Annotated in this window: 16 protein-coding genes; 12 read left to right on the forward strand and 4 right to left on the reverse strand. The window is 62.3% G+C overall.

All coding sequences use genetic code 11. The features are described from left to right. The first annotated feature begins 125 nt into the window (after nt 1-125). The 3 genes from ACR9Y2_RS17620 to ACR9Y2_RS17630 all read left to right on the forward strand — a co-directional run bounded on the left by ACR9Y2_RS17620 (nt 126) and on the right by ACR9Y2_RS17630 (nt 1,455). Nucleotides 126-611 (forward strand): RNA polymerase sigma factor, encoded by a 486-nt coding sequence (locus tag ACR9Y2_RS17620; RefSeq protein WP_435042818.1) that lies wholly within the window; start codon nt 126-128, stop codon nt 609-611. Then, the gene (locus tag ACR9Y2_RS17625; protein ID WP_435042819.1) at nt 608-1,201 is read left to right on the forward strand and encodes a hypothetical protein; all 594 of its coding nucleotides are present in this window, start codon (nt 608-610) and stop codon (nt 1,199-1,201) included. The genes ACR9Y2_RS17620 and ACR9Y2_RS17625 overlap by 4 nt, the downstream gene beginning before the upstream one ends. A 77-nt stretch (nt 1,202-1,278) precedes the next feature. Further along, the gene (locus ACR9Y2_RS17630; RefSeq protein WP_435042820.1) at nt 1,279-1,455 is read left to right on the forward strand and encodes a hypothetical protein; all 177 of its coding nucleotides are present in this window, start codon (nt 1,279-1,281) and stop codon (nt 1,453-1,455) included. A gap of 68 nt (nt 1,456-1,523) precedes the next feature. On the opposite strand, the gene ACR9Y2_RS17635 is transcribed toward ACR9Y2_RS17630, so the two are convergent. Beyond that, nucleotides 1,524-2,399, reverse strand: a complete 876-nt coding sequence (locus tag ACR9Y2_RS17635; RefSeq protein ID WP_435042822.1) for a DMT family transporter — start codon at nt 2,397-2,399, stop codon at nt 1,524-1,526. Nucleotides 2,400-2,669: 270 nt separating this feature from the next. On the opposite strand from ACR9Y2_RS17635, the gene ACR9Y2_RS17640 reads away from it, so the two are divergent. Then, on the forward strand, nt 2,670-3,599 hold the full coding sequence (locus ACR9Y2_RS17640; RefSeq protein ID WP_435044879.1) for an SMP-30/gluconolactonase/LRE family protein: 930 nt from the start codon (nt 2,670-2,672) through the stop codon (nt 3,597-3,599). 43 nt (nt 3,600-3,642) lie between these two features. Here the strand turns inward: ACR9Y2_RS17640 and ACR9Y2_RS17645 are convergent, their stop codons facing one another. Beyond that, nucleotides 3,643-4,581 carry a DUF2971 domain-containing protein gene (locus tag ACR9Y2_RS17645; protein WP_435042823.1) on the reverse strand — a complete coding sequence of 313 codons (939 nt, stop codon included), beginning with the start codon at nt 4,579-4,581 and terminating at the stop codon, nt 3,643-3,645. A 675-nt stretch (nt 4,582-5,256) separates the two neighbouring features. On the opposite strand from ACR9Y2_RS17645, the gene ACR9Y2_RS17650 reads away from it, so the two are divergent. From ACR9Y2_RS17650 to ACR9Y2_RS17665, 4 genes are all read left to right on the forward strand, one after another. Beyond that, entirely contained in the window at nt 5,257-6,600 is a 1,344-nt protein-coding gene (locus tag ACR9Y2_RS17650) for a sensor histidine kinase (RefSeq protein ID WP_435042824.1), read from the forward strand. Next, entirely contained in the window at nt 6,597-7,211 is a 615-nt protein-coding gene (locus ACR9Y2_RS17655; RefSeq protein WP_435042825.1) for a response regulator, read from the forward strand. The genes ACR9Y2_RS17650 and ACR9Y2_RS17655 overlap by 4 nt, the downstream gene beginning before the upstream one ends. 320 nt (nt 7,212-7,531) lie before the next feature. Then, nucleotides 7,532-8,578 carry a sigma-54 interaction domain-containing protein gene (locus ACR9Y2_RS17660; RefSeq protein ID WP_435042826.1) on the forward strand — a complete coding sequence of 349 codons (1,047 nt, stop codon included), beginning with the start codon at nt 7,532-7,534 and terminating at the stop codon, nt 8,576-8,578. 107 nt (nt 8,579-8,685) lie between these two features. After that, nucleotides 8,686-9,090, forward strand: coding sequence for a hypothetical protein (locus ACR9Y2_RS17665; RefSeq protein WP_435042828.1), 405 nt, complete (start codon nt 8,686-8,688; stop codon nt 9,088-9,090). 212 nt (nt 9,091-9,302) lie between these two features. Here the strand turns inward: ACR9Y2_RS17665 and ACR9Y2_RS17670 are convergent, their stop codons facing one another. Beyond that, complete coding sequence (locus ACR9Y2_RS17670; protein WP_435042829.1) at nt 9,303-11,609, reverse strand: GH92 family glycosyl hydrolase; 2,307 nt, start codon at nt 11,607-11,609, stop codon at nt 9,303-9,305. Nucleotides 11,610-13,059: 1,450 nt separating this feature from the next. Here ACR9Y2_RS17670 and ACR9Y2_RS17675 point away from each other — a divergent pair. The 3 genes from ACR9Y2_RS17675 (at nt 13,060) to ACR9Y2_RS17685 (ending at nt 17,437) form a co-directional block, all read left to right on the forward strand. Beyond that, on the forward strand, nt 13,060-13,842 hold the full coding sequence (locus ACR9Y2_RS17675; RefSeq protein ID WP_435042830.1) for a hypothetical protein: 783 nt from the start codon (nt 13,060-13,062) through the stop codon (nt 13,840-13,842). 137 nt (nt 13,843-13,979) lie between these two features. Then, on the forward strand, nt 13,980-14,762 hold the full coding sequence (locus ACR9Y2_RS17680) for a hypothetical protein (protein ID WP_435042832.1): 783 nt from the start codon (nt 13,980-13,982) through the stop codon (nt 14,760-14,762). 50 nt (nt 14,763-14,812) lie between these two features. Then, nucleotides 14,813-17,437: a COG1470 family protein gene (locus ACR9Y2_RS17685; protein WP_435042833.1), complete on the forward strand. Its 2,625-nt coding sequence runs from the start codon at nt 14,813-14,815 to the stop codon at nt 17,435-17,437. A 289-nt stretch (nt 17,438-17,726) separates the two neighbouring features. Here the strand turns inward: ACR9Y2_RS17685 and ACR9Y2_RS17690 are convergent, their stop codons facing one another. After that, nucleotides 17,727-18,275, reverse strand: a complete 549-nt coding sequence (locus tag ACR9Y2_RS17690) for a hypothetical protein (RefSeq protein ID WP_435042835.1) — start codon at nt 18,273-18,275, stop codon at nt 17,727-17,729. 400 nt (nt 18,276-18,675) lie between these two features. Between ACR9Y2_RS17690 and ACR9Y2_RS17695 the strand changes: the two genes are divergently transcribed. Beyond that, nucleotides 18,676-23,016 carry a tetratricopeptide repeat protein gene (locus ACR9Y2_RS17695; RefSeq protein WP_435042836.1) on the forward strand — a complete coding sequence of 1,447 codons (4,341 nt, stop codon included), beginning with the start codon at nt 18,676-18,678 and terminating at the stop codon, nt 23,014-23,016. Nucleotides 23,017-23,393: the final 377 nt, after the last annotated feature.

Below are 23,393 nucleotides of genomic sequence, written 5' to 3' on the forward strand. Positions count from 1 at the left end.
ATTCAGCGATGACCCGATCGATCCCGCGATTCACCCTGCCGGCGATGGGCAGGTTTGTAAGATCCCAGCTTCGTCAGCGACTATGATTCAGACGAAGGTCGGAACGGAAGCGGGCTTCGGGTGGTATGGCCGAGTTTCAGGAAATTATCGACGCCCATGCCGGCATGGTGCGGCGCATCACAACTGTCTATGAGAGAGATCCCGGCAGGATCGAGGATCTCACGCAGGACATCTGGTTCGCCGTATGGAGAGCCCTGCCTCAGTTGAGGGACCAGGCCACGTTGAAAGGCTTCATTGCCCGCATCGCCCAGAACGTATGTGTCACCCATGTCCGCCGTGCAGTTGCACGCCCATCGCAGCACCTGGCCGGGACCTTCCCCGATCCGGCCCCCCACGTTCACGAAACGATGACCCAGGCCGCGCGTGTGAATCTCCTCATCGAGGCTGTTCGCAGCCTGCCGGATAGCCTCAAGGCCGTCGCAACCCTCTATCTTGAGGAGGTGCCCATCAAGGACATCGCCCAGGCCCTGGGGATTAGTGAAAGCAATGCCTCGGTTCGACTCCACCGTGCCAAATCCGCCATCAGGCTCAGCGTCGGAGATCATCCATGATTCCTCAACATCAACGGGATCCAATCATTGCCCTCTGGCAAAGCGCGCCAGCGCCCGACGCCCACCAGTTGCTGAAAGATCTGGAACGCCAGAAGCAACTGCATCAGCGGCTCAGGCGGACTATTCTCGCGATTCTCAGTGGCATCGGTGTCCTGCTCATCTTCGAAGAAGCAACGGGCCGTATCGCTTCTTATGGCGTACTGAGCACGCTCTGGAATCTTGGGCTGGCTATCGGCCTGGTCTATCGCCGGCGCGCGGCCTGCGGCCGGACAGATGGGTTGACCCTGGACCTGGTGAGCCTTCTCAAGCGGATGCTGGCTCAAGCGCGGCGCGATCTGTTCCTCGCCCGATGCCTGTATGCGGGTGTCCCCCTGGGGGCTCTGGCTGGTTACGTGGTGGTAAATCTGGTTGGAGTCAGCACAGTCCCGCCGGCGCCTGGCTCCGGCCGCTACCTTCATGCGGTGCAAACGGGAGGCGGCATCGCTGCTTTGCTCGCGATGATGTTGGCTGGAGTCCTGCTGGAGCGCTCCAGGCGTATTCAGGTTCAGGATCTCAGCCACAAGCTGAGATCGATTACAGACGATATGTAAGATTCGTCTGGCGGGTGCGACTGGAGTACTGACGCCTGGCCACCGAGGCAGGGCGATCCGGCTCTTCCGGGGGGATCATGACCAAACGATTCAACTCAAACATTCTGATAGCGCTCTGCACCGCCTGCGCGATGCTCGCGTTCGCCCGCTACCACGCTTATGTCGCGGTGTCCGCGACAACGTTCTATGTCGCCGCGGCGGGTATTTGCCTGCTGCCGGTGCTCTACGGCCTGGTCAGGCGGAAAGCCTGTTGAGCTAAGTCGTCCAGCCCTTCCCGGCCCTGGAATGCCTCAGCCGGCCGCGGTCACGCCGCTCACCCTATCTAGCGCCGGGGCTTGTCCGCGTGAAGCTTCCCCAGTAGCGCCAGGGCCACTCCACCCAGGATCGCCATCGAAGCCACCACCAGCCGCGCTGTCAATTGCTCGCCCAGCAGCAGCACTCCGGCCCCCGCTGTCAGCACCGGGACGGTCAATTGCACGATCGCCGCAACACTCGTTCTCATGCCCCTCAGGGCTGAATACCAGATCGCGTAGCCCAAACCGGAGGTGATTGCGCCGGAGACCGCCGCCGTGCCCGCTCCCAGCCAGTTTGCATGTGGACGTCCGAATACCCAAATCACCAGCAACGCACCAGCAGCCATGGGCACAGCCCTGGCGAAGTTCCCGGCAGTCGCCGCGACCGGAGATTGAATGCCGCGCGCCGCGATCGAGTAGAATCCCCAGGCTGCTCCAGCTCCGGCCATCAGCATCACCCCCAGCGGGGAAGGCGCTGCTAATCCTGGCAGCACCAGGTAAATCAAGCCCCCGAACGCCAGGGCCAGGCCGCCCCACTCGGTGGCCCTCGGGTGCTCACCGCGCGCGATTCCGCTGCCCAGCATCGTCATCTGCACCGCGGCAAACAGCACCAGGGCCCCCGTGCCGGCATTCAACATCAGGTAGGCGTAAGAGAAAGCGATCGCATAGCAGAACAGGGCGATGCCCGCTCGCAGCGATCCAGGCCGGCCATTGGATCCGCGTGCCCCGCCGCGAATGCCGACAATCAACGCCAGCGCCGCGGCGCCCGCTCCTATCCGGATCGCCGTGAAACTGCCCGCATCAATGGCACCAGACCGCAGCGCAAATCGCGCCAGCAAAGAGTTGGCGGCAAAGAACAGCATGGTCACCACTGTCAGCGCAACAGTCCTGGCAGCGGGGCCCATCGGGCTAGGTTTGGTTTCTGCGGCGGTCACATTACTTAGGTGGCGAGAGAATCCCGGAGCCGGTGAAGAAGGTTACACCCGTCATGCCCTGCCAGCCTCCTCCAGCATCGCAGGAACCGGCACGGCGGTTCAGCCCAATGCCCTCCGGTAGAACCGCCGCGCAAATCGGGTGGCGAAACTCCGGCTTCAACCAGCGGATGGTGGACCCGCTCGCCAACAAACACCTCAAGGCGACGACCGCCGCTGTCAATGCCGTGGAATACTGTGAAGATGCTCCGCGCCGTGCCCCTCTTCATTCTGGCGCTCGCCGCAATGTCGACCGTTCGCCCGCAGGACGCCAGGCCCGCCCCGGAGATCGATGGCCGGGGAGCCGCCGCGATTCTCGCTCCAGGTAGCACCTGGACGCTGCTCGGCGAGGGCTACCAGTTGACTGCGGATACCGCCGTAGATAACAGCGGAACTGTCTTCTTCACGGATGCGCATCGCAACCGGATCATGAAGATCGATTCGGCTGGCACGATCGCCCTGTGGAAAGAGGGCAGCAACGATGCGCACGGCATCGCTTTCGGCCCCGACGGGCGTTTGTATGCCGGTCAGCACGACCGCAAACGCATCGTCGCCCTCTCGCCCGATGGTACGGAATCGGTGATCACAGAAGGCGTCCAAACCCATCACCTGACGGTCACTGTTCGAAATGACGTCTACTACACGCAAGCGCCGGCGCACCTCGTCTGGCTGTTGAAGCCAGATGGCTCAAAACGCATCGTGCACCAGGGCTTGAAGTGGCCGCGCGGCGTGCGGGCCTCCACTACACAGCCCCTGCTCGTCGTGGGCGATTCGCAAACACCTTGGATCTGGTCCTTCCAGATCGGCGCCGGCGGATCCCTTCTCAACGCAAAGCAGTTCTGTCGTCTCGAAGGCGGCAGCCAGCCAGACGAGATCGACGCCGGAGGGATGTCCTTCGACTCCGAAGGCTTTTTATACGTGGCGACGAAGCAGGGCATTCAGGTGTGTGATCCGCGGGGCCGCGTGACCGCTGTCCTCCGCCCTCCAGCAGCAGGCGACCTGACCAACGTCTTCTTCGGCGGTCCCGGGCTTCAGTGGCTCTATGTAACGGAAATGGACAAAATCTACCGCCGCCCGGCCACGCGTCGGGGTGTCCCATTGCCGGTCGTGCCGAACAGGCAACTGCAGCGCTGACCGGTTCGTCCAATCTCGATCCTGCCGCCAGCATTCCATTCGCTCACCCGCGGAACGAGGTCATCGACGCATCAACAGGGACTTGCGTATAACCGTATTGGTCCAGCAGCATCTTAACGCTGACGACATTCAGCGCTTTGTCCGCGCTCGGGCCGACCGTCACATGACAGATGGGTAGTCGCGGCGGCACCGCTGGTTTCTTCTTCAGCGGCTGCACGACCAGGTCGCGCAGCCGGTAATAAGGCACCAACATGCTCCCGCGCGCTCGGAACTGCGGAACCACCTTGCACTGCGGATTGGGCGTGAAGATGAAGCGCCATTCTGACTCTTCCTCAAAATCTGCATTCTTGAATGTCGGGATGAAGAACTGAATCGCATCGGCCGCCCTTTGCGCGCCTTTGGCGGGCGGCAGCGCAGGATTCCACGAGAACTTGATCGCACTGTCGATGATTCTTCGCTGCCGTTCGGCGTTGTATAACACCTTCCAGAAACGCATCAGCCCGTACGGGCAGTCGGCCCCCGTCCAATCGCCGAACTTGCTGGAATCGAACTGGATGCTGACTCCAGCGCCCATCGCGCCATAGCCCCTCCATTGGCTCAGCAAATTATCCTTCTGGCAGAAACAGCAGATGTACACCCCCTCCAATGACGGCTTGGCGATCAGGGCCTGCAGTTTCGTCAGGTACTCCTTTTTGGATGCGGCAAGTTTGCTTTCCTTCAGCGCCGAATCCACTGCTTCCATGGCCACTCGCTGGCCGCGCGCCATCTCCTCTTCATCATTGGAGTAGCGGGAATGCGTCAACCACAAGTCGCCATTCTGGATGATGCCCAGCAGCCCGTTCAAATCGGCATAGTGAAACAGGTTCTTGCCCGGATTCAGGATGAGGTCAGGACCCACGGCGGAGCCAACCATGCCCAGAAAGCCCCGCAAGGCGTTCATATCGATCGACCCTCGCACCTCGATGCTTGGTTCCGCGGCCATAGCGCAAATGATACTGGATCTTCGCGCAGGCGCTCTGCTTTTAATGCGTGCCATTCGCCCTGCCGCCAGTGGGAGAGCAGCCCGCCCCGTCAGTGGATTCCTACGCGTACTTCCACCCCCTCCCTTTTCACCGCGTTCCCAGCAGTTCAACCTCCTTCGCAAGTGTCGAAACGAATCCGCTGACAGGCAAATTTGGGGCCGCGGCTCGAGCGCCGCCCGCCGCAGCCGCCGTGACGCCGTCCCGGTCCCAATCTGCATTCCGCCGCAACGCGGGCTAGCCCTTCAGGCTCAGTGAGTTGGCGGTCCAGGTGAGTGCCGCCTGGCCGCCTGGCCGCTTCTCCCCCAATCTGTGTCGAATACTCGACACAACCAACCGCCACCCGACACGCCCGGGCACGAGCGGAACTCTCGGTAACCCCCCCCGATCAGGCGGAAACACTCGGATATTCCCATCTGCAGCCTCACACCTCGTTTGGCTCTGCCCGTGCATCTGTCCCTGTCGTGACCCCACAGGCGGAACTGGTACCCCTGATCTCCGCCCTGACAGCCATGCTCGCCAGACAGTGGTTCCATCAGCTCCGAGTTCGGTTCGGCGGCCACGCCGCAGCCGGCAGTGCTTCACCTCTAGTCCAGCCCCGCCGCGGGAGGCTGCTGCCGCCCTGGAGCCACTGTCCCTTGTTGCTGCTCCTCTGCCTCGCGCTATCAGCCTCCGCCGCCCACCGCACCCTCCGCCAGTTCGTCCACAAGTCCTGGACCGAAAGGGACGGCGCGCCCGCTAGGATCTTCTCCATCCGTCAATCGCGGGATGGATACCTGTGGCTCGCCAGCAATCAGGGGCTCTACCGCTTCGATGGAGTCAAATTCGAACACTATCAGCCTGACTCCGGTCCACCTCTTCCACCCCAGGGCGCCTCTGCCCTCCTCGTCGCTGCCAACGGAGACCTTTGGGTGGGTCATCGCGACGCCGGCGTCAGCCTGATCCGCAACGGAATCAATCTCAACTACTCCACCAGCGATAACCTGCCGGCCGGCACCGGCCGGTCCCTGGTCCAGGATCGCCAGGGGGCCATCTGGGTCGGCACCGCCCGCGGCCTGTATCGCTTCACGAAAGGTCCAGTTGTGCCCGTGCCCATCCCCGGTACATCCGGCCCGTCCACCATCGCCAACAACGACGGAGCCTGGAATGAAGCCGGCAGCATCGTCAACTTCCATATAGAGCCCACTGCCTATCAGACACTCTGGTTCCAGACCCTCTGTGGCTCCGCCGCACTGGCCCTGCTGTGGTTCATCTACCGTCTTCAGCTCCGTCAGGCCACAGCCCAACTCCACGGCCGCCTGGAAGGCCAGATGGCCGAGCGTGAGCGCATCGCCCGCGAACTGCATGACACCCTCCTGCAGAGTTTTCAGGGGCTCATGCTCCGGCTCCAGGTGGTGGAAGATATGCTCCCGCCGGGAGAAGCCAGGGAGCAACTCGAAGCCGGCCTCGAACGCGCTGATCTGGCCATCATCGAGGGCCGCAGCGCCGTCCAGAACCTCCGCTGCGGTCTGTCCTGCCGCGATCTCATCCTCGCCTTGCGAGCCCATGCCGCTGACCTCCTGGGCGACGCAGGGCCGGCTTTCCGCCTCAACGAAGAAGGCGCCCCCCGCGACCTCCACCCCGTCCTGCGCGATGAACTCTTTCGCATCGCCGGCGAAGCCCTGCGCAACGCCTTTCGCCATGCTCAGGCGGAACACATCGAGATCGACATCACCTATGGCGGCCGCACCCTTTGCGTGCGAATTCGCGACGACGGAACCGGCATCGATCTACACATACTGGACGCCGGCCGCTCCGGTCACTTCGGCCTCAGAGGCATGCGGGAACGGGCCCAACAGTTAGGTGGCAATTTGAAGATCTTCAGCCGTGCCGGAGCCGGTACGGAAATCGAAATCACCGTCCCCGCCGCATTCGCTTATCTCAAACCCCAGCCCGTGGTGACCTTCTGGCCGTTCCGCGGCAAGGACCATTCCACCTCATGATTCGAGTGCTCGCGGTAGACGACCATCCAGTTCTCCGAGAAGGAATCTCCGCCCTCATCGCGCAACAGCCGGACATGGTCGTGGCGGCCGAGGCTGCCAATGGGCGCGAAGCCGTGGAGTTGTTCCGTGAACACCGCCCCGATGTCACCCTGATGGACCTGCAGATGCCGGAAATGACGGGCATCGACGCCATCAGCGCAATTCGCGGTGAATTCCCCGACGCCCACATCATCGTGCTCACCACCTACGCCGGCGATGTCCACGCGCTGCGCGCTCTGCGGGCAGGCGCACGCGCCTACCTGCTCAAAGGCATCCTTCGCAAGGATTTGATCGACACCATCCGCGCCGTGCACGCCGGACACAAGCGCCTCACTCCGCAGGTGGCGGCCGACTTGGCCGCGCACTCCACCGAAGCAGCTCTCACCGAGAGGGAAGTCGAAGTCCTGCGCCTCGTTGCCGCCGGTCAGGCCAACAAGGTAGTCGCTGCGGAACTCCGCATCTCCGAGGAAACCGCCAAAAGTCACGTCCGGAGCATCCTCTCCAAACTCGGAGCCTCTGACCGCACTCACGCCGTCACGATTGCCATCAGGCGCGGCATCATCCCTCTTTAACGCCTGGCCGGCGCATCCTCTGTTACAGTCCTCCGTTGCCGCCCTCGTGCCCAACCACCCCCGGTGTGGGCCCGGCAACAGTTCGTGACGGCGAAATCCCAACCCCGAGGCCAGCAGTTCCCGCCGGGTTCTGGCTGCAAAGAATCGGCGAAGGCTCCGTACTCGCTACCACAAACGAGGTATCGGAGCCCTGGCTAATCGAGTGGCCTGGTATGACCCGATGCGGGGTAGTAGCAAACTCATTTCTCCCTCACAATTCAACCTGGGGCGCAAGAAGGCCGCTTCGCGGTAAGCGCTTCCCGGTAGAGAGAGGTGGACCTATGTACAACAACCCAGATCCGGTCGTTCCGTTGCAGGAAGATATCGTGGGCATCAGCGCCGCCTGGCAGTACGTCATGCATCAGGTTCGCATCATTGCGAAAGCCGGCTCCGTGACCTTGATTCAGGGCGAAACCGGCTCGGGCAAAGAAGTCGTAGCTCGTGCCATCCACAACAATAGCCCCCGGCACAATGGACCCTTCGTTTCGTTGAATTGCGCCGCCATCCCCGGGCCTCTGCTGGAGAGCGAACTCTTCGGCCACGAACGCGGCGCATTCACCGGCGCCGTGACCCAAACCCGCGGCCGCTTCCAACACGCCGACCAGGGCACTCTCTTTCTCGACGAAATCGGCGATATGCCGCTCGAACTCCAGCCCAAGCTCCTGCGAGCCCTGCAGGAACAGGAGTTCGAGCGCCTCGGCGGCGGCAGGACCATTCAGGTGAATGTGCGTGTAGTGGCGGCTACGAATCAGAATCTCGCGCAACTCGTCGACGAAAAACGCTTTCGGGCCGACCTCTACTACCGGCTCAATGTGATCCCCATCGAACTCCCGCCCCTCCGCGACCGCAAAGAAGACATCCCCCTGCTGGTCGAGCACTTCGTCCGGAAATTCTCAGCCCGCTTCGACAAACCGGCCGAGGCTGTGCCCGAGACGGTCATGAGTTTGTTGAAAGCGCACGATTGGCCGGGGAATATCCGCGAACTCCAGAACTTCGTCGAGCGTGCCGTTGTCCTGTCCTATGAATCGGCCCTGCGTCCGGCCATGCTGCAATTGACTCAACGTGCCAGCCAGGCCCCGTCGCCCCTCACCCGCACCCTCGCCGAGGCCGAGCGCGACCACATCAACGAAGTCCTGAGGGAGACGCAGGGTACCATCGGGGGCCGCGATGGCGCCGCTGCCCGTCTGGGCGTCCCGCGGACCACGCTCATCTACCGCATGCGCAAGCTCGGCATCGAACCCCACCGCACCACGCGCAACCTCCATGTCCTGGACCACCGGCCACATGCCCGTTCCCTGCCGGACCACTTCATCGAAGCTGCCGGCTAATCGGACCCATTGCTCCCGCAGCCGCGGCGACGTATACTCCGCCAGGATCATGCCCCAATCGGGAGAACACGGTCTGGTTAGGACGGTACGCCATGCTGAAGTCCGCCATGGGAACTCTTCTTCTCATCGCCTTCGCCTTGCCCGCCTACGGCAAGACGCACAAAGCCACCTTCACCAGTGCCTGCGGCGAGGTTTGGGCAGCGGTCAAGGACACCATCGGCAACACGGAAAACTACACAATCAAGGTCGCCGACGAAACCCGGATGATGGCGACTTACAACGTCAAGCACTCCACCCACGTCTCCATCACGGGAGCGCTCCGCCAGCGCCCCAACACCGTCTCCCTGGCGCCCCAGGGCAACGGCTGCGAGGTGTCCGTGCAGTCAAGCTATAGCGGCTACGAGCACGACGATGCAGGCGACTTCAACAAGCGCCTCAACGAAGCCCTGGTCAAGCGCCGCGACGCGAAAACGGAGCCGCAACAGTCAAACGGAGCCGCGACACGTAAGTGAGCGGATAGCTAACCGCACTGCTCCAATCAACTCAGCCGCGGGCCGCGTCCGCGCTAACATCCGACCCTAAGCTCCAACACAACCGAAAGTCCAGCAAACCGCAGCCGGCTCCAGAGGCCATCTTCTGTGGGGTAAGCCGCCAGGCGTACGGGCCGGCAGTCCTGCCGTCCTTCTTCCCGAGATCCGCAATCCGAAACCCCTCCGCCCGTCCCTCACCGCCCACCGCTAGACATCGAGAACGGTCGCTCCCCCGTCCCCCAGCTCTTATTCGGCTGCGCACTCATCACAAACTTCAACTCACCCCCAGCCAGAATCTCCTCATGCCGCACAAACGCCCGGGCCAGTGGCTTCCCATTCAACAGCACCTGCCCGGCATACCGGTTGCCCTCATTCAGCCCCTCCGCCGTCACCCGGAACTGCTTCCCATTCGGCAGCCGCAACGTCGCCTGCTCTACAAAAGGCCGACCGAGAATATACTCATTCGATCCGGGAGCCACCGGATAAAACCCCAGCGAAGTAAACACCAGCCAGGCCGACATCTGCCCCAGGTCGTCATTCCCCACCAGACCCTCCGGAGACGGCTTATACTGGCTCTCCACAATCTGTTTCAACCGCTCCTGCGTGCGCCAGGGCTGTCCGGCATAGTTATACAGGTACGCCAGGTGGTGGCTCGGCTCATTCCCGTGAATGTACTGCCCGATCATCCCCGAAATGTCTTCGACATGCGCGTACTGCTTCGGATCCACCTTCGCATCGAACATCGCATCCAGCTTGGCCACCAGCTTGTCATCGCCGCCCAGCAGCCGGATCAGGCCCGCCTCATCCTGCGGCTGATACCACGAATACTGCCAGGCGTTGCCTTCCGTAAACCCGCTATCCTTGCCCGCCAGCGCCGGATCGAACGGCTCCGCGAACGTCCCATCGGCCTTCCTGGGCCGGACAAACCCCAGCCTGTTGTCGAAGATATTCCGCCAGTTGTTGGCCCTCTTCTCGAACTGCGCGGCCACATCCGCCCGCCCCATCGCTTTTGCCATGCGGGCCAGCGTCCAGTCGTCAAACGCATACTCCATCGTCTGCGACGCGCCTTCCGCATCCCGATCCGTCGGCACATACCCGAGCTTCATATAATCCGCCAGATGCCCGAACGGCCCATACGTAGCGCTCGCCACCATCGCCTGCAACGCCGCATCGGCATCATAGCCCCGGATCCCCTTCATATAGGCATCGGCGATCACAGGCAGCGCGTGATACCCGATCATGCACCACGTCTCAATCCCCTGGAACTGCCAGATCGGCAGGATCCCATACGGGCTCCGCTGCTGCGACGCCACCAGCGACCGCACCACGTCATTGGTCCGCTTGTCCGGCTGGATCAGCGTCATCAGCGGCTGCTCCGCCCGGTATGTATCCCACAACGAGAACGTCGAAACGAACGTGAACCCGCTCGCCTTGTGCATCTGGTTGTCCGGACCGCGATAGCTGCCATCCACATCCATCGCGACGCTGGGCGCCATCAGCGTGTGATACAGCGCCGTGTAGAAGTTCTTCAGCGTGTCCGCCGGAGCCTTCACCTCCACCGCGCCCAACGCCGCCGACCACGTCGCCTCCGCCGCTGACCGCACCGCGTCAAAATCAAACCCCGGCACTTCCGCATTCAGGTTCGCGATCGCCCCGTCCTCGCTCACCGTCGACAGTGCGACCTTCACCACCAGCGGACCGCTCAACTCGCCGAAATCGAACACGCCCACCAGCCCGCGCCCTTCCATCGCCGCCGTATCCTCCGGCCCCGTACCCGGCGTCTTGAACCCGCGATACTCCACCGCCGGCTCCCGGTTCATCAGCTCATGCTGAACGGGGGCTTTGGAGAACCGCATCGCAAAATACAACTGCCGTCCCGGAGCCCACCCGCGCGTCTCGCGCATGCCCGTCACCGTGCCGTCGGCGCGAGTCCGGATCCGCGACCACAGCACCTTGCCCGTGTAGTTATAGATGGACGACCGCAGGTCCATCAGGATCCGTGCCGGAGCCCCAGCCGGAAATGTATACCGGTGCACGCCCACGCGCGTCGAGGCGGTGAGCTCCGCGCGGATCCGCGAGTCCTCGAGGGTGACAGCGTAGTACCCGGGCTGCGCGATCTCCGACGAGTGGCTGAACCGCGACCCATACCCCAACCCCGGCTTATCGGCCGTCTGCGGCTCGAGTTGGACTCGGCCCGAAATCGGCACCACCAGGAAATCGCCCAGGTCGGAGTGGCCCGCCCCGGAGAAATGGGTATGCGAGAACCCCAGCAGCGTAGTGTCTTCGTGCCGGTATCCGGCCGCCCACTTGTAGCTCTGTTTGAAGTGGCGGATCTGGGTATCGGGACTCAGTTGGACCATGCCAAACGGCACGGTAGCCCCGGGAAAAGTATGGCCGTCCTCGCCCGTTCCAATGAAAGGATCAACGGACCGGTAAGCAACGCTAGGTTCGGCAGCGGCCGCGGTAGCAGCCAGGATGAGGGATAGAGTAAGGAGTTTCAACGCGATTCCCTCTCAAGGTAGCGCATTTCAGACCCCCAACTCGCGTATCGAGCCCCCCTCCGCTGTGCTCAGTGTCAAGACGAGGAGCATCTTCATGCAGCCCGCCTCACTGCGCGAGAAAGGTGGGGCAAGCCACCAGGCTTGCGGGCCGGCTCTCGAGCCGGCCATCTTTCTCCACATCTCAACTACCCAAGCGTCTTCAGCCGAGTCCCCCATGGCCCAGCGGGCCGCCAAAGCGAAGGGAGCCGCTGCGAACCCCGACCGTCAGGGAGGGGTCCCCGCCACGCTACGAACCGCGCACGGCAGGGTTTGTGAAAAAATCCCACTTCGCGAAAACGGGCAAAAATGCTCGCGAGAATGGCCTCGCCAGAGGCCCTAGGAGCGATCGCAGCTGGTCGCCCAATCGTTTGCGTACCCCCCCCCGCGGGGGGCTTGATTGCGCGTTCTTGATTTTTTCGCAGTCCCGGCAGTAAGAGGGCACCCGGCACAGGCGTGTCTTCAACGAAGTCCCGCATGGCCCTGCGGGCTGCCAAATGTGAGGAAGCCGCAAACGGAGCCGCAAACGTAAGTGAGCGGATACCCATCGAAAGTCTCCACTCACTTCAGCACCGCGACCCATTGTGTGAGCGTCTTCAATGTAGCAATCCCCAACGCGCCATAAATCCGCACGAAGCCCAACAGCGCCGCCCCCGCAAAGCGCACTTCGCCACCCAGAAGCCCCAATCCGGATTAAATAGCTCTGGAATTACGCAAAAACCACGGTCCAGAAAGCGCCGCAGCCGCTCATCGGAGGTGCCCCAAGCGCCGAGCCCGACAGTACTCAATCAGGAGCCAGCGGTTCAAGCCGCGAACAAAGCAATCGCCAACAAATCAAAGTCAAATTCACGGATGACCCGCGCGCTGCGCCGCAGGCCCATGATCAATGCGGAATAACCAACAGTACTAGGTGCAATTCAGGCGATTTCTGGCTACCAAGCGGGAATAAATAGGCGTATAGTGTGATCAGTGTGAAGATCGAAACTCCTGAGTAATAGGCAGTACTTCACCAGCGATATCGTTGCTTGGCCGGCGGTCGATGCTCGATACCTGTTGGACAACACGCAAGAGCGCGCTGGCGGCGTATCATCGGCGGCACCCTCGCGCGGTCCTCGATCAGCATGACCAGCCACCTGGAAGTCCCCATTCCCATTCAACAGCGGTCCTCCGGAAGGCTCGCCACCCGTCCGGCGCTTCTCCGAGCCAACGCAAAAACAACGTCACATCCTGGACCGTGTGGGGCGGCATTCATGCTGCGCGGGGCTTCAGGCCCGCCTCCTCGAAACGCGAGAAACCGGGTCCTCTTTGTTGCGCGAGCCTCTTGCATTCGAAACCACAATGCCGTCAGTATCAGGGCCGTCGACTCTGCCTTCTCTCATCTGCTCACCACAAGGCGGCCACGGGCACCAAGAATATGACCCATCGAATCGTGGCACGCGCCCTGCTTCTCCTGCTCGCCGGAGTTGCCTCCGCCAGGGAACCGAAACTCTACAAGCTCAAATTCCGCGAAGGCGCTGCGAACTGCGCCGTCGTGCCAATCCCCGAGGACTGGCAGTACAGCCCCGAGCAATGGCCCCGACCGCTGTCGCCCGGCCGATGGGAGCTGCGCAAGGATGCAACCGCGCCCGAGCCGGGCTATCTTCTCCGCTGGAATGGGGAGGATGGTTCCGTACCAGCCAACTACAGCCAAAGCGTGTTCCGGTTGGAGTGGACAGGAGACAAGCCCGCATTTCTCCCAGTGGCAAGGCAACGCTGGGCAGGGGCGTCTAGAATGTCGGCAACATGGTGGGGGAACACGCGAGCCCCCTCGTTCAGTGGCGACGACCCCAAGGTAGTCATCGAAGGCAGATCCTTTGAGCGGACCGGAAAGCATTGGATAGGGACGCCTGGCGATGCGATCCTGGCGCCCGATAAGCGATGGCTCGTTCTCCAGAGCAGTGATGGCGGGATTGTCCGTCGAACGCTTTTCGGGGAGGGTCCGGACCGTCCATTGGCCGGTCGGGTTCACATCGATGTCTATCACGTCCCGACCGGCCGTAGAACGATTCAACTCGAGATAGACCAGACCGGAGGGCAGGGCCTGATTACGTTTCTGGCCGATACCTCCATCTACGAAGGCCGGTACCTGTTCCTCCGCGTCGACCCCCGGCCACAGCAAGTCCACTACCTCGTCTGCAAACTTCCACCCGAGCCATAGTCGTTGAATCTATGTCTGAACTTTCGAAGCGCATTCTTCAAATGCTTATACACAGCCCCAGCGCCGCGAACAGCAAGGCCGGTCGCCCCCATCGGCTCTCAGCGGCTCGCCGTGTCCCAGCAGTTCGAGCCAAAGCGATGATCCACCGGACCAACGCGCTCACACTGCTTCTCCTGCTTGCCGGCGTTGCCTCCGCCAAAGAGCCGAAACTCTACAAGTTGAAGTTCCGCGAAGGCGCTGAGATCTGCGCCGTCGTGCGCATCCCGGAGCCCTGGCAGTACAGCCCCGAACGCATTCCCAAAGAGCCCGTCACCGGCCGCTGGGAATTGCGTAAAGACCCAACCGCGCCCGAGCCTGGCTACCTCCTCCGCTGGAACGAGGAGTTTGGATCCGTACCGGCCAACTACAGCCTGAATGTCTTCCGGCTGGAATGGACGGGAGGCAAACCAGAATTTACTCCAGTGGAACGGCGGCGCTGGGCGACGGGGTCGAAACCAGCAATGGCGTGGGATGGGAACACTCGTGCCCACTCCTCCGGTGATCCCGACCCACGCGTAGTAGTAGATGGTAGGTCCTTCCTGAGGACCGGCAAGCACTGGATCGGGAGTTCTAGCGACGCGATACTCGGTGCCGATAAGCAATGGCTTGTTCTGCAAAGTAGTGATGGCAGGATCGTAAATCGAACGCTATGGGGCGAAGGCCCCGGCCACCCCTTGGCCGGACGAATTCACGTCGACGTCTATCACGTGCCAACCGGCCGAAGATCGATTCAGTTGGAAATCGATCAGGCAGGCAATCAAGACCTGACTTTGTTTGTGAATAACACCTTCTTCTACGAAGGTCGGTATCTCTTTCTCCGTGTCGACCCGCGGTCCATGCCGATTCATTATCTGATCTGCAAATTACCGCTTGAGCCATAACCAGTGAACTTACTGAACACCGTGTCTATCCGCGCCGTCGCAAGGATGTGATGATGCCCTCCTCCTCGAAATGCATCGCGTACGCCTTCATGCTGATGCTCCTCTCCTCCTTCCAGGTCAAAGCGCAAGCCCTTCCGGCCGCCCCGCTCAGGAACGCGCAAATCCGGAAGACCATTCCGGCGGGGACGGTTCATACCATTCCTCTGAATCTTCAGCCGTGGGCAATTCACGGCGGATCCATTCTTGTGATCTACACGGATCCGGCCCTGGCGATGAGCCTGATTCTGCCTGACGGCACCGGGTTGACCCCGGTCAATGCCAGTTCGCTGGGGTTTCGCTGGGAACACCCGTCACGCACCCGTCCGGATAGAGACCTTTCTCTCCCGGTGGCCGTCCAGGGAGAACATATCCTGATCAGCCTACCGACGGATGCGGTCCCAGGTACCTACACCGTCCGCGTGGACGCCAGCGCCGCAAGTTCGAACGCATCGGTTCTCGTCCAGGCCATAGGGAACTCGGGCCTCGCCGCATCACTGGTCGCCACCCGGGAATGGTACCTGCCGGAGGAGCCGGTACTCTTCACGGGCATGGCGACGGAAGGAACAGGAATCCTGAAGAGCCCAACTATGGCGCTGGCAGTGGAGCGAACAGCGCCGGTCGGTGCCGGCCTCTCCATGACCAATGTCCGATTCGTGCGATGCGAGGCACTCGCTGGGGGAGTGTACCGTCATTACTTCACGGGCGACCTCGTCAGCCGGGACGTCACCGCGAAGCTCGTTTCCGCACAGGCGGAAGGCATAGCCGGCACTGTTCACTTCTCGCAGGATCGGCTCTCGTTTTCATCCGTGCAGGCGGGCTCGACGTCCACAACTCCAGCCACCCTCTCCGTCGACACGGACAGCACGGATGTGCCTGGCTCCGCCGATTGGGCATGGTCGTTCGAGTCAACCGGGTATCCTGTCATCGTGCCCATGCGGAATTCCGGCACGGGCGGCGCGGCGGCGGGCGACGGTCTCTTCACCGGCGTATTCTCAACCGTCAAAACTGGACGCTATTCCGCCTACCTCACCGTCTCAGGGGTGACACCTTCGGGATCGCAGTATACTGCCAGCGCATCGACCAGCTTCCGGGTGGAAGCCGAAGAGGGAAGCATCTTGTCCTGCTCCGATCAGCCGCTAGACGATGACGGAAATGGCTCCTACGACAGGTTGGAGACAACCATGCTGGTCTATGTCAGTCAGGCGGCGCGGTACCGCGTTCATTTGGAGCTGCGAGACCCTTCGGGCAAATCAGTGTCGGCGGAAACACTCGCGAATCTCACTCCGGGTGACCAGGCGGTGCGTCTCCGGCATTCCGCGCTTCAGTTGCGGAGAGAACTGGCCTCCAATGGGCCCTACCAGCGAACCATCACGCAACTCTGGCTGGCCGACAGGGGCCACAATGAACTGCTCTCCTCAACAGCCTGTGGAACCACTCGCGCCTATCGTCTCACCGATTTTTCGCCCGACCGCGTTCGTCTCGCCAATGCCGGTACGCTGACCCCCGTTGATGAGAACGGAATCGCCGGCTTCGAGAGCCTGAACTACACCCAGCCAGTGATTGCCCCAGCCGGAAAGTGCCACTGGTCCGCAACCCTCCAGTCCGCCGATGGCACGCGCCTCGATGCTCGCCACGGCAGTAGCATTTGGCCCGGCGGCATCGCTACCCTGGCCGCGACCTTCAGCGGAGCGAAAATCCACCTGAGCGGGAAGCCCGGTCCGTACAAGGTCGGATCGCTCCGTGTCACTTGCGCCGACGGCGAACTACTTCAGATCGCCGCAGCAGCCGCTGGCCCGTACTCCGCGGCTGACTTTGAGGCAACCCCAGCCGATTTCGCGATCTCGGCTCGCGGTATCGCGGCACAGCCTGGTGTGCAGGCCACCTCCACCGTGTTCACCACGGCGTTGAGAGACTTTGACGCCACCATCGCCCTCTCCGTCACCGGGGTGCCTCCCCAGTGGTCCGCGACCCTAAAGGTGCCCAGCGTGAGCGCCGGCGCAGCGGCCAATCTCGATATCATGCCCGCAAACGGAGCGGCGGAAGGCATATACCCGCTAACTGTCACCGGCGTGAGCGGCAGCTTGACTCACTCCACCCAGATAATGGTGGTAATCCCCGCGAATCCTGTCACGGTCTCCATTCAGCCGGGCTACACGGTCCTGCACCCGGGACAGAAGCAACTCTTTTCCGCCCAGGTGCCCAATGAGCCAGATACGCCATTCGAATGGAAGGCGCCCACAATTGGCACCCTCACGTCCGGTCAGTATCAGGCGCCCTCGATCATCTCCGACCGGCGCAGGATCCATGTCACCGCCGCAAGCATGAGCAATTCGACCAAATCGGCTCGAGCCTACATCGAGCTCTACCCGCCGGCCCTGGTGACCGTCTCCCCAACCGCCGCCACACTCTCCGCGGGGCAAACTCAGAAACTGGTAGCGGAAGTTCAAAGCGTGCAGGAGCCCTCGGTCCAATGGACCATAACCCCGCAGCTAGGCACGTTGACCCCAACCTCCGTCACCCGAGCGGTCTACACCGCCCCCTCCACCATCACGACGCCGCAGACGATCACCATCACAGCAACCAGCGTCGAGGATCCCAGCCAGTCGACCAGCATGACGATTGCCCTGCAACCGTAGGCATCAAAGCCACTGAGGCGAGGAGAGCGAACACCCCTCGCCTTGCGCGAATCGAGCCAGGCCGTCCCGTCCAATCCCGGATTGCCTCACAGGGTAACCGCCGCAGGCCGGGCGAGACTTTCAACGCTGATCTGCTGCCATTGGGCGAGACCGAAATGGGCTCAGTCTTGCCCGTCCGGGCTATCGCGTTCATCGCTCATTCGGCGAATGAGCAGTTGAGAAGCGGTGCCGATTCGCACACGCATGAGCCCGATTTCCGGTACCGGCTCCAACAACCAAACGAAATGAACTATCCCTGCTTTGCGGCATCGAACTGCTTGGCAATAACAAAAGAATCATGGCCGAATAACAGCGCGAAGCTCACGTCCGTAGTCTCCGATTCATCCGGGCCCAGGTGATACAACTCGACCCCATGGCTCTTGAGAATCGGCGCCAACAGGCGAATGGCTGGAACCGGCAGCAAGCCCAGGCTGCCGCAACCTGTCGAGAGCAGGTCCGCCAGAAAGTCTGGCCTGAACCGGAACACCTCGGATGTTCTCGGAGTCACGCTCAACAAATCGCACACGGCTCGATGCGGGTTGCTCGGTTTCCCTGCAAAGTAGGTCATGTAGGTGGCGAACTGCGTCAGCCACAGCACCGGATCGTCTTCCGAGACGCTAAATCCGTCTGTGACCCGATCCTGGATCCGCCAGCTTGATGCTCCTGCGCAAGTGATGATCCATCGTGATTTATCGCTCAAGAGGGTCAGTCTGATTCGCAGACTCGACCCAACCCAGGTGAAGCTATTAATCTTGATGGTCTCTTCTTCATCGAGCAAAACGGAAGGAATCACGCCCAATTATCATCCTGCGCGCGCCGCCATCACAACCGAACTTTGGACAATAGCCTCTCGCATGACTCTCAGTCTCCCCGATCCGCCGCTACGCGGTAAGTCCCAGTTTCCGATGAAGGGCAGATACTATTGCGGTGCTCACCCGCCGGCGCGTAGGCCGCGTGCGCAGGTTGCTCGTCGACGGCGCAAGAGCCCGGCTGCATCCGGACCTGCAGACCCACGTGGCGGCCGCCGAGGCCAAATTCTGAGAGGCGCCGGCTTCGCCTACACCGCCAAGCCGTCGCGCACTCTACCGCCAGCTGCAACACGCGCAGCAACGCAAAGTTTCTACCCTCTCCGGAGCCCTGTTGATCCCTGTTTTGCCCCCAGCGGCCAGAAGCCCACTCCTGTAGACTTGGGGGCAATCATGACAGTGCGACGGCTCGTCTCCCTCGCCCTCCTCCTGTGCCTGGCCTCCATGGCGCAGACTTCTCAACCCGCCATCGAACAAATCCAATCGCTCATCGACAACGGCGAGTATCGCCAGGCCCTCGACGCCGCCAGCCGCCTGGTCGCCCAGTCGCCGCGCGCGTCCGAAGCCTTCCGGCTCCGCGCCAATGCCCGCCGCAACCTCAACGACCTGGCCGGCGCACTCCAGGATGCCGACAAGGCGGTCGAACTCGATCCCCTCAATCCCCGAGCGCTCGGCGGCCGCGCCATCGTCAAGCGGCTGCTCAAGGACACACTCGGCGCACTTGCCGATGTCGGGCGGGCGGTGACGGTGCAACCCGCCTACCACCAAGGGTATGACTCTCGCGCCCTCATGCGGCAGGAGACCGGAGACCTCGCCGGAGCGCTCGGCGATGCGAATCGCGCCATCGAACTTAGTCCGCGGACGCCTGCGTATCTCGTCCGCCGCGCCAATATCCGCAGGGCCATGAAGAATGCTGCCGGCGCATCCGCGGACTACTCACGCGCCATCGAGATCAACCCTGACGAGCAGACCGCATTGTCCCAGCGCGCCTCCCTGCGCTCAGAAACGGGTGACCTCGCCGGAGCGCTGGACGACCTCAACCGGACAGTTCAACTCAGCCCGGCCAACGGCAGCTACCTTCTCCGCCGGGGAGAACTCCTGCGCCGCCTGAAAGACCCGGCTGGTGCGGAGCGTGACCTGACGAAAGCCATTGAAATCGACCCCAATCTCCCCCAGCCCTACTTCCAGCGGGCCCTGGTCCGCCTCGAACAGAAACGCTGGAATGATTCAATTTCTGACAATACAAGAGCAATCGACCTGAAACTACCAAATAATGCGGCTGCGTATAATAACCGTGGTCTCGGTTACAAGAACAGCGGTCTGCTCGCGGAAGCCCGCCGCGATTTCGAGCAGGCCCTCCAGCTCCAGCCCGGCGACAAGGCGGCGGCCGCCAACATCGCCCGCCTCGGCGCCTTGCCCGCCGTCGCGCCGCCAGAGCTCGCCCCGGCCGCCGAGCCTCCCGACGCTCCTCCCTCGCCACCGCAGGTCGCCGCCGCCCGGCGCACTCCCGCCGCCCCCATAACTCCACTGCCCAAGGTCGCTCCGCCTGCCAGAATCGAATTTGCCAACCTGCCCGACAGCCAGTACGAAAGCGCCGTCTCCGCCGGTATGGAGGGTATGAAGCTGGTCTTGACTCCCACTTCGGAGGAGGAGAACGCGCAAATTGAACGGCTCTGGGCTCCGGCCTTCCAATTCCCCTGTGCCGAAGTCGTCGACTATCTGAACCGCCTCAATCCGCTGCTGGCTGGGTTCCTGGCCTACCGTTCCCTGGCCTCCTACGCCCAAGCCGAATTCTCGCGCGCCAACACCGATGCTCTCGAAATGGCCGCCCTCGGCGACGATGCTGCCGTGGAATCCGCCATGGCTGAAGCCCAGGCTCAGGCGCAACGCCTGTCCGAACTCGCGGCGGCACTGGATAAGGCCGGTTCCGCCATCCGCGCCCTCGGCGATCCTCCCGATGCCGAAGCCCTCATGGGACGTGCCCGTCGTCGAGCTGTGCAGGCCTACCAGTACGGACGCGCAGCGCCCGAGGGGGATCTCGAATACCTGCACCGCACCAACTTCTTCCGGTTCACCTGCAACGGTTCCGTCCGCTTCGTCGACACCAAGGGCAACGTCGAATTCGTCGACGTCCCCATTCCGCAGCGCGCTCTTTTTGGCTTCCCGGTCCAGTGGGATGGCGATGAGTTTTTCTATTCCGGTCCCACCTTCCTCTTCGATCAGAAAAACCGCTCCGACTCCAATCTGTCTGCCGGCGCCCACCTCCTGGTGGGCAAAGTCTCCCCGGACGGCGACCGGGTCCTGTCGCTCCGGTTCGTGAGCCGCTCCGACGATGGACGCGAATTCGCCATCGAGATGCGTGATATCGACTTGCGCAATCGCCAGCAGAGCTTCAATCCATATACCTCGTTCCTCAGCAACTACAGCCTGACTTCGCAATACGCTACAGCGGCCCAGATCTTCAAGACCACGGTCAGGATGCTCGATCGCGACCCCAAAACGATTCAAATTCTGGAGTACCGCCCGTTTGGATTCTCCATTTCTCTCTTCAAAGACCCTGATGTGCCCTCCAGCTTCGGATCAAAGGAGACCTTGGCCGCAGTCCGCAAGCGCCTGGATGGCTTCTGGGCACGGCCCGCCGGCTGGGCGAAGGTAACCGCCTTGTCCGAAGAGAAACTCAACGCGCTGTTCCACCGCGGTTCCGCGGTGCCCACCGCGACTGCGCCCCCAAAACCTGTGGTCAAAACCAAGGCTCAGGAGGATGAGGAAGATAAGAAGGCGCGCATGGAGGCCCTGCAGAAGGATATTGAGTACATCCAGGCCGACCTCGCGCACTTGCGGAACCTGAAGGCGGGAGATCCGCAGTACATTCAGTTTTTGCTGGACGCCAAAGAGTCAGAGGTCCTCAGCAAGCGCGACCTGATCGCATCCCTGCAGACCGGAGAGTACGTCCACACCCGCACGCCCTTCGACGACCGCACCCGCGAACAAATGATCGCCCACTGCGAAAAGGAGGTCTATCAGATGGCCTCCATGGATCACGAGCGCCGCACCGCGGAAGCCCTCAAGGCCAAACTGGAGCCCGCCCAGCGTGAGGCCATCTACAAGCAGCAGCGGGCCCTGCTCCAATCGGGCTCCGCCGCGGACCCCGCTAAGTGGCGTGAGATCACCATCAACGCTTACACCAAGTATCAGAACCGCCTCGCCGGTGCCAAGGAGGCCGCTGAGAACGAAGTGGCTGTGTGGGACAACCGCATCTTCTATGCCGAAATGGTAAAGACAGGTGCCGATACCGCGTTCAGCCTCCTGGCCGGAGGCGGTGGCTACAAGGTAACCGAGTTCGTCTACTTCCTCGGCGCCGGCGGCTTGGAAAGCGGCCTCGGCAAATACTACCAGACCGGTTCCAAAGCTGCGGCTCTCAAGCGCGGCCTCTGGGATGGCGGAATATCCGCTGTCACCAGAATCAACGATACGGTCCACTACGCGTACACTGCCGGGGAGGCCTTTCTAGCCAACGATAAGGCCACGCCCAGTGAGCGCATGAGCAGCGTCGCCGCCTCCCTGGCCACCAAGTACGGCGCCGCCAAGATCATGGGCCTCGCCACGAAAGGGGCCGTCTCCTTCCTCGGACAGCTGAAAGGCCGTCCACCCTGGAAGCCCGGCAGCGCCGAGGCCATCGCCGCCATGAAATACCGCCAGCAGATGGAGATGGACCAGGCCCTCGTGAAAGACTTCGTCGCCACAGACCGTCTGTACCGCCGCGCTCTGGCCACTCGCGCGGCAGCTCCCGAACTGGCCAAGCTCCGCCTCGAAGTCGAACGAAAGGTCTTTTCGGTCAATTCCAGCTACGGCGCCAAGCTCATCATGAAGCACCAGACCCTCCCTGCCGACCAACGGAACTACGTCAACATTCTGCGGGAAGTCCACGACGAGCTGACGCCCCAACTGGTGAAGAACCTGCGCGCTGGGCGCATCTCCGGCGGGAAGACCGTGGGCCGCTATGATGGCGACATTCGCTTCGAACCCATTCGCAACGCCTCCAGTGGAAATAGTCCCGGCGTGGACTACGACCTTGCCCTTATCGAGCCGGGCAGAATGCGCATCGGCGCTGGCGGCAAGCCTGTGCCCAATGTCTGGGTCACCTGTGATGGCGTCCCCACTTCTGCCAATGCCCTGCGCACGGATGCCCAGCAGATCTTCAACCGCCTCTACCGCCAGCGGACCGGCCACTCGGCTACGGTCTCCCTGGGCAACGTCACCAATTCCACCCATCCGGAAGCCTACGCCGACCGCGCCTGGCTGGGCGTCCGTGACGGCCGTTTCGCCACCCAGCCCAATCCCGCCTGGGCCCAGCAGGCCGCCGATGTCACACGCTATAAGGCCAGCGAAATGCAGCATGACAGGAAACTCCTGCTCGGCTACTACGACGGCATGAGAGAAGCCTGCCGCGGAACAGGCAAAGACATCCAAACGAAATTGCAGACCGTGCTGAAAACAGTCGAAGGCCAGCAAGGCTCGAAATGGACCGCCGATCAGAAACGCAAGCACGCCGAGGTGACCGGGTTTTGGTCCGAGGTCGAAACCGTCTTGCGCGGCTTCGGCCAGGGCAAAATCGACCCGCTCGAAGCCGAACGCCGAATCCACCTTCTGTCGGGAGGCCGCGGCCTGAAGGATTTGGTGGACCGGGCAGGCGCAACCATGGAGGGCTACGCCAAAGCCTTACCACGCCCGTAAGCCGAACAATCTGCGCATGATGCGTGGCCCCGCATCGCGTCGGCGCCAGCAAGTACCTGGAACCCCCGCTTTGCGCGCCGTTTCCAGTTCATCGGGCGGCAGCCTCACGTTTCTGCCCGAGATACTCGCGGAACGAACACTCAGCCGCTTCCGCGTTTTAAGCAGCTCGAACTGACGCGTGACACCCTTGGTCGCGGGCGGATCCTCGTCCAGCAATTGAACCGGGATCGGTATCCGATAACCCGGCTCGCCTCTGTCTCGCATGACGCGAACGCTCGCTTGAACCAACTCCACCCGGCCGTTCGGCCACTGCTCCTCATCCACTTCCAGTCGGCGCCTCAACGCCCGCACCGCACCGCCCGCCAGCCGCAATCAGC

It is taken from the genome of Paludibaculum fermentans (genome assembly GCF_051172195.1).
Classification (GTDB): Bacteria; Acidobacteriota; Terriglobia; order Bryobacterales; family Bryobacteraceae; genus Paludibaculum; species Paludibaculum fermentans_A.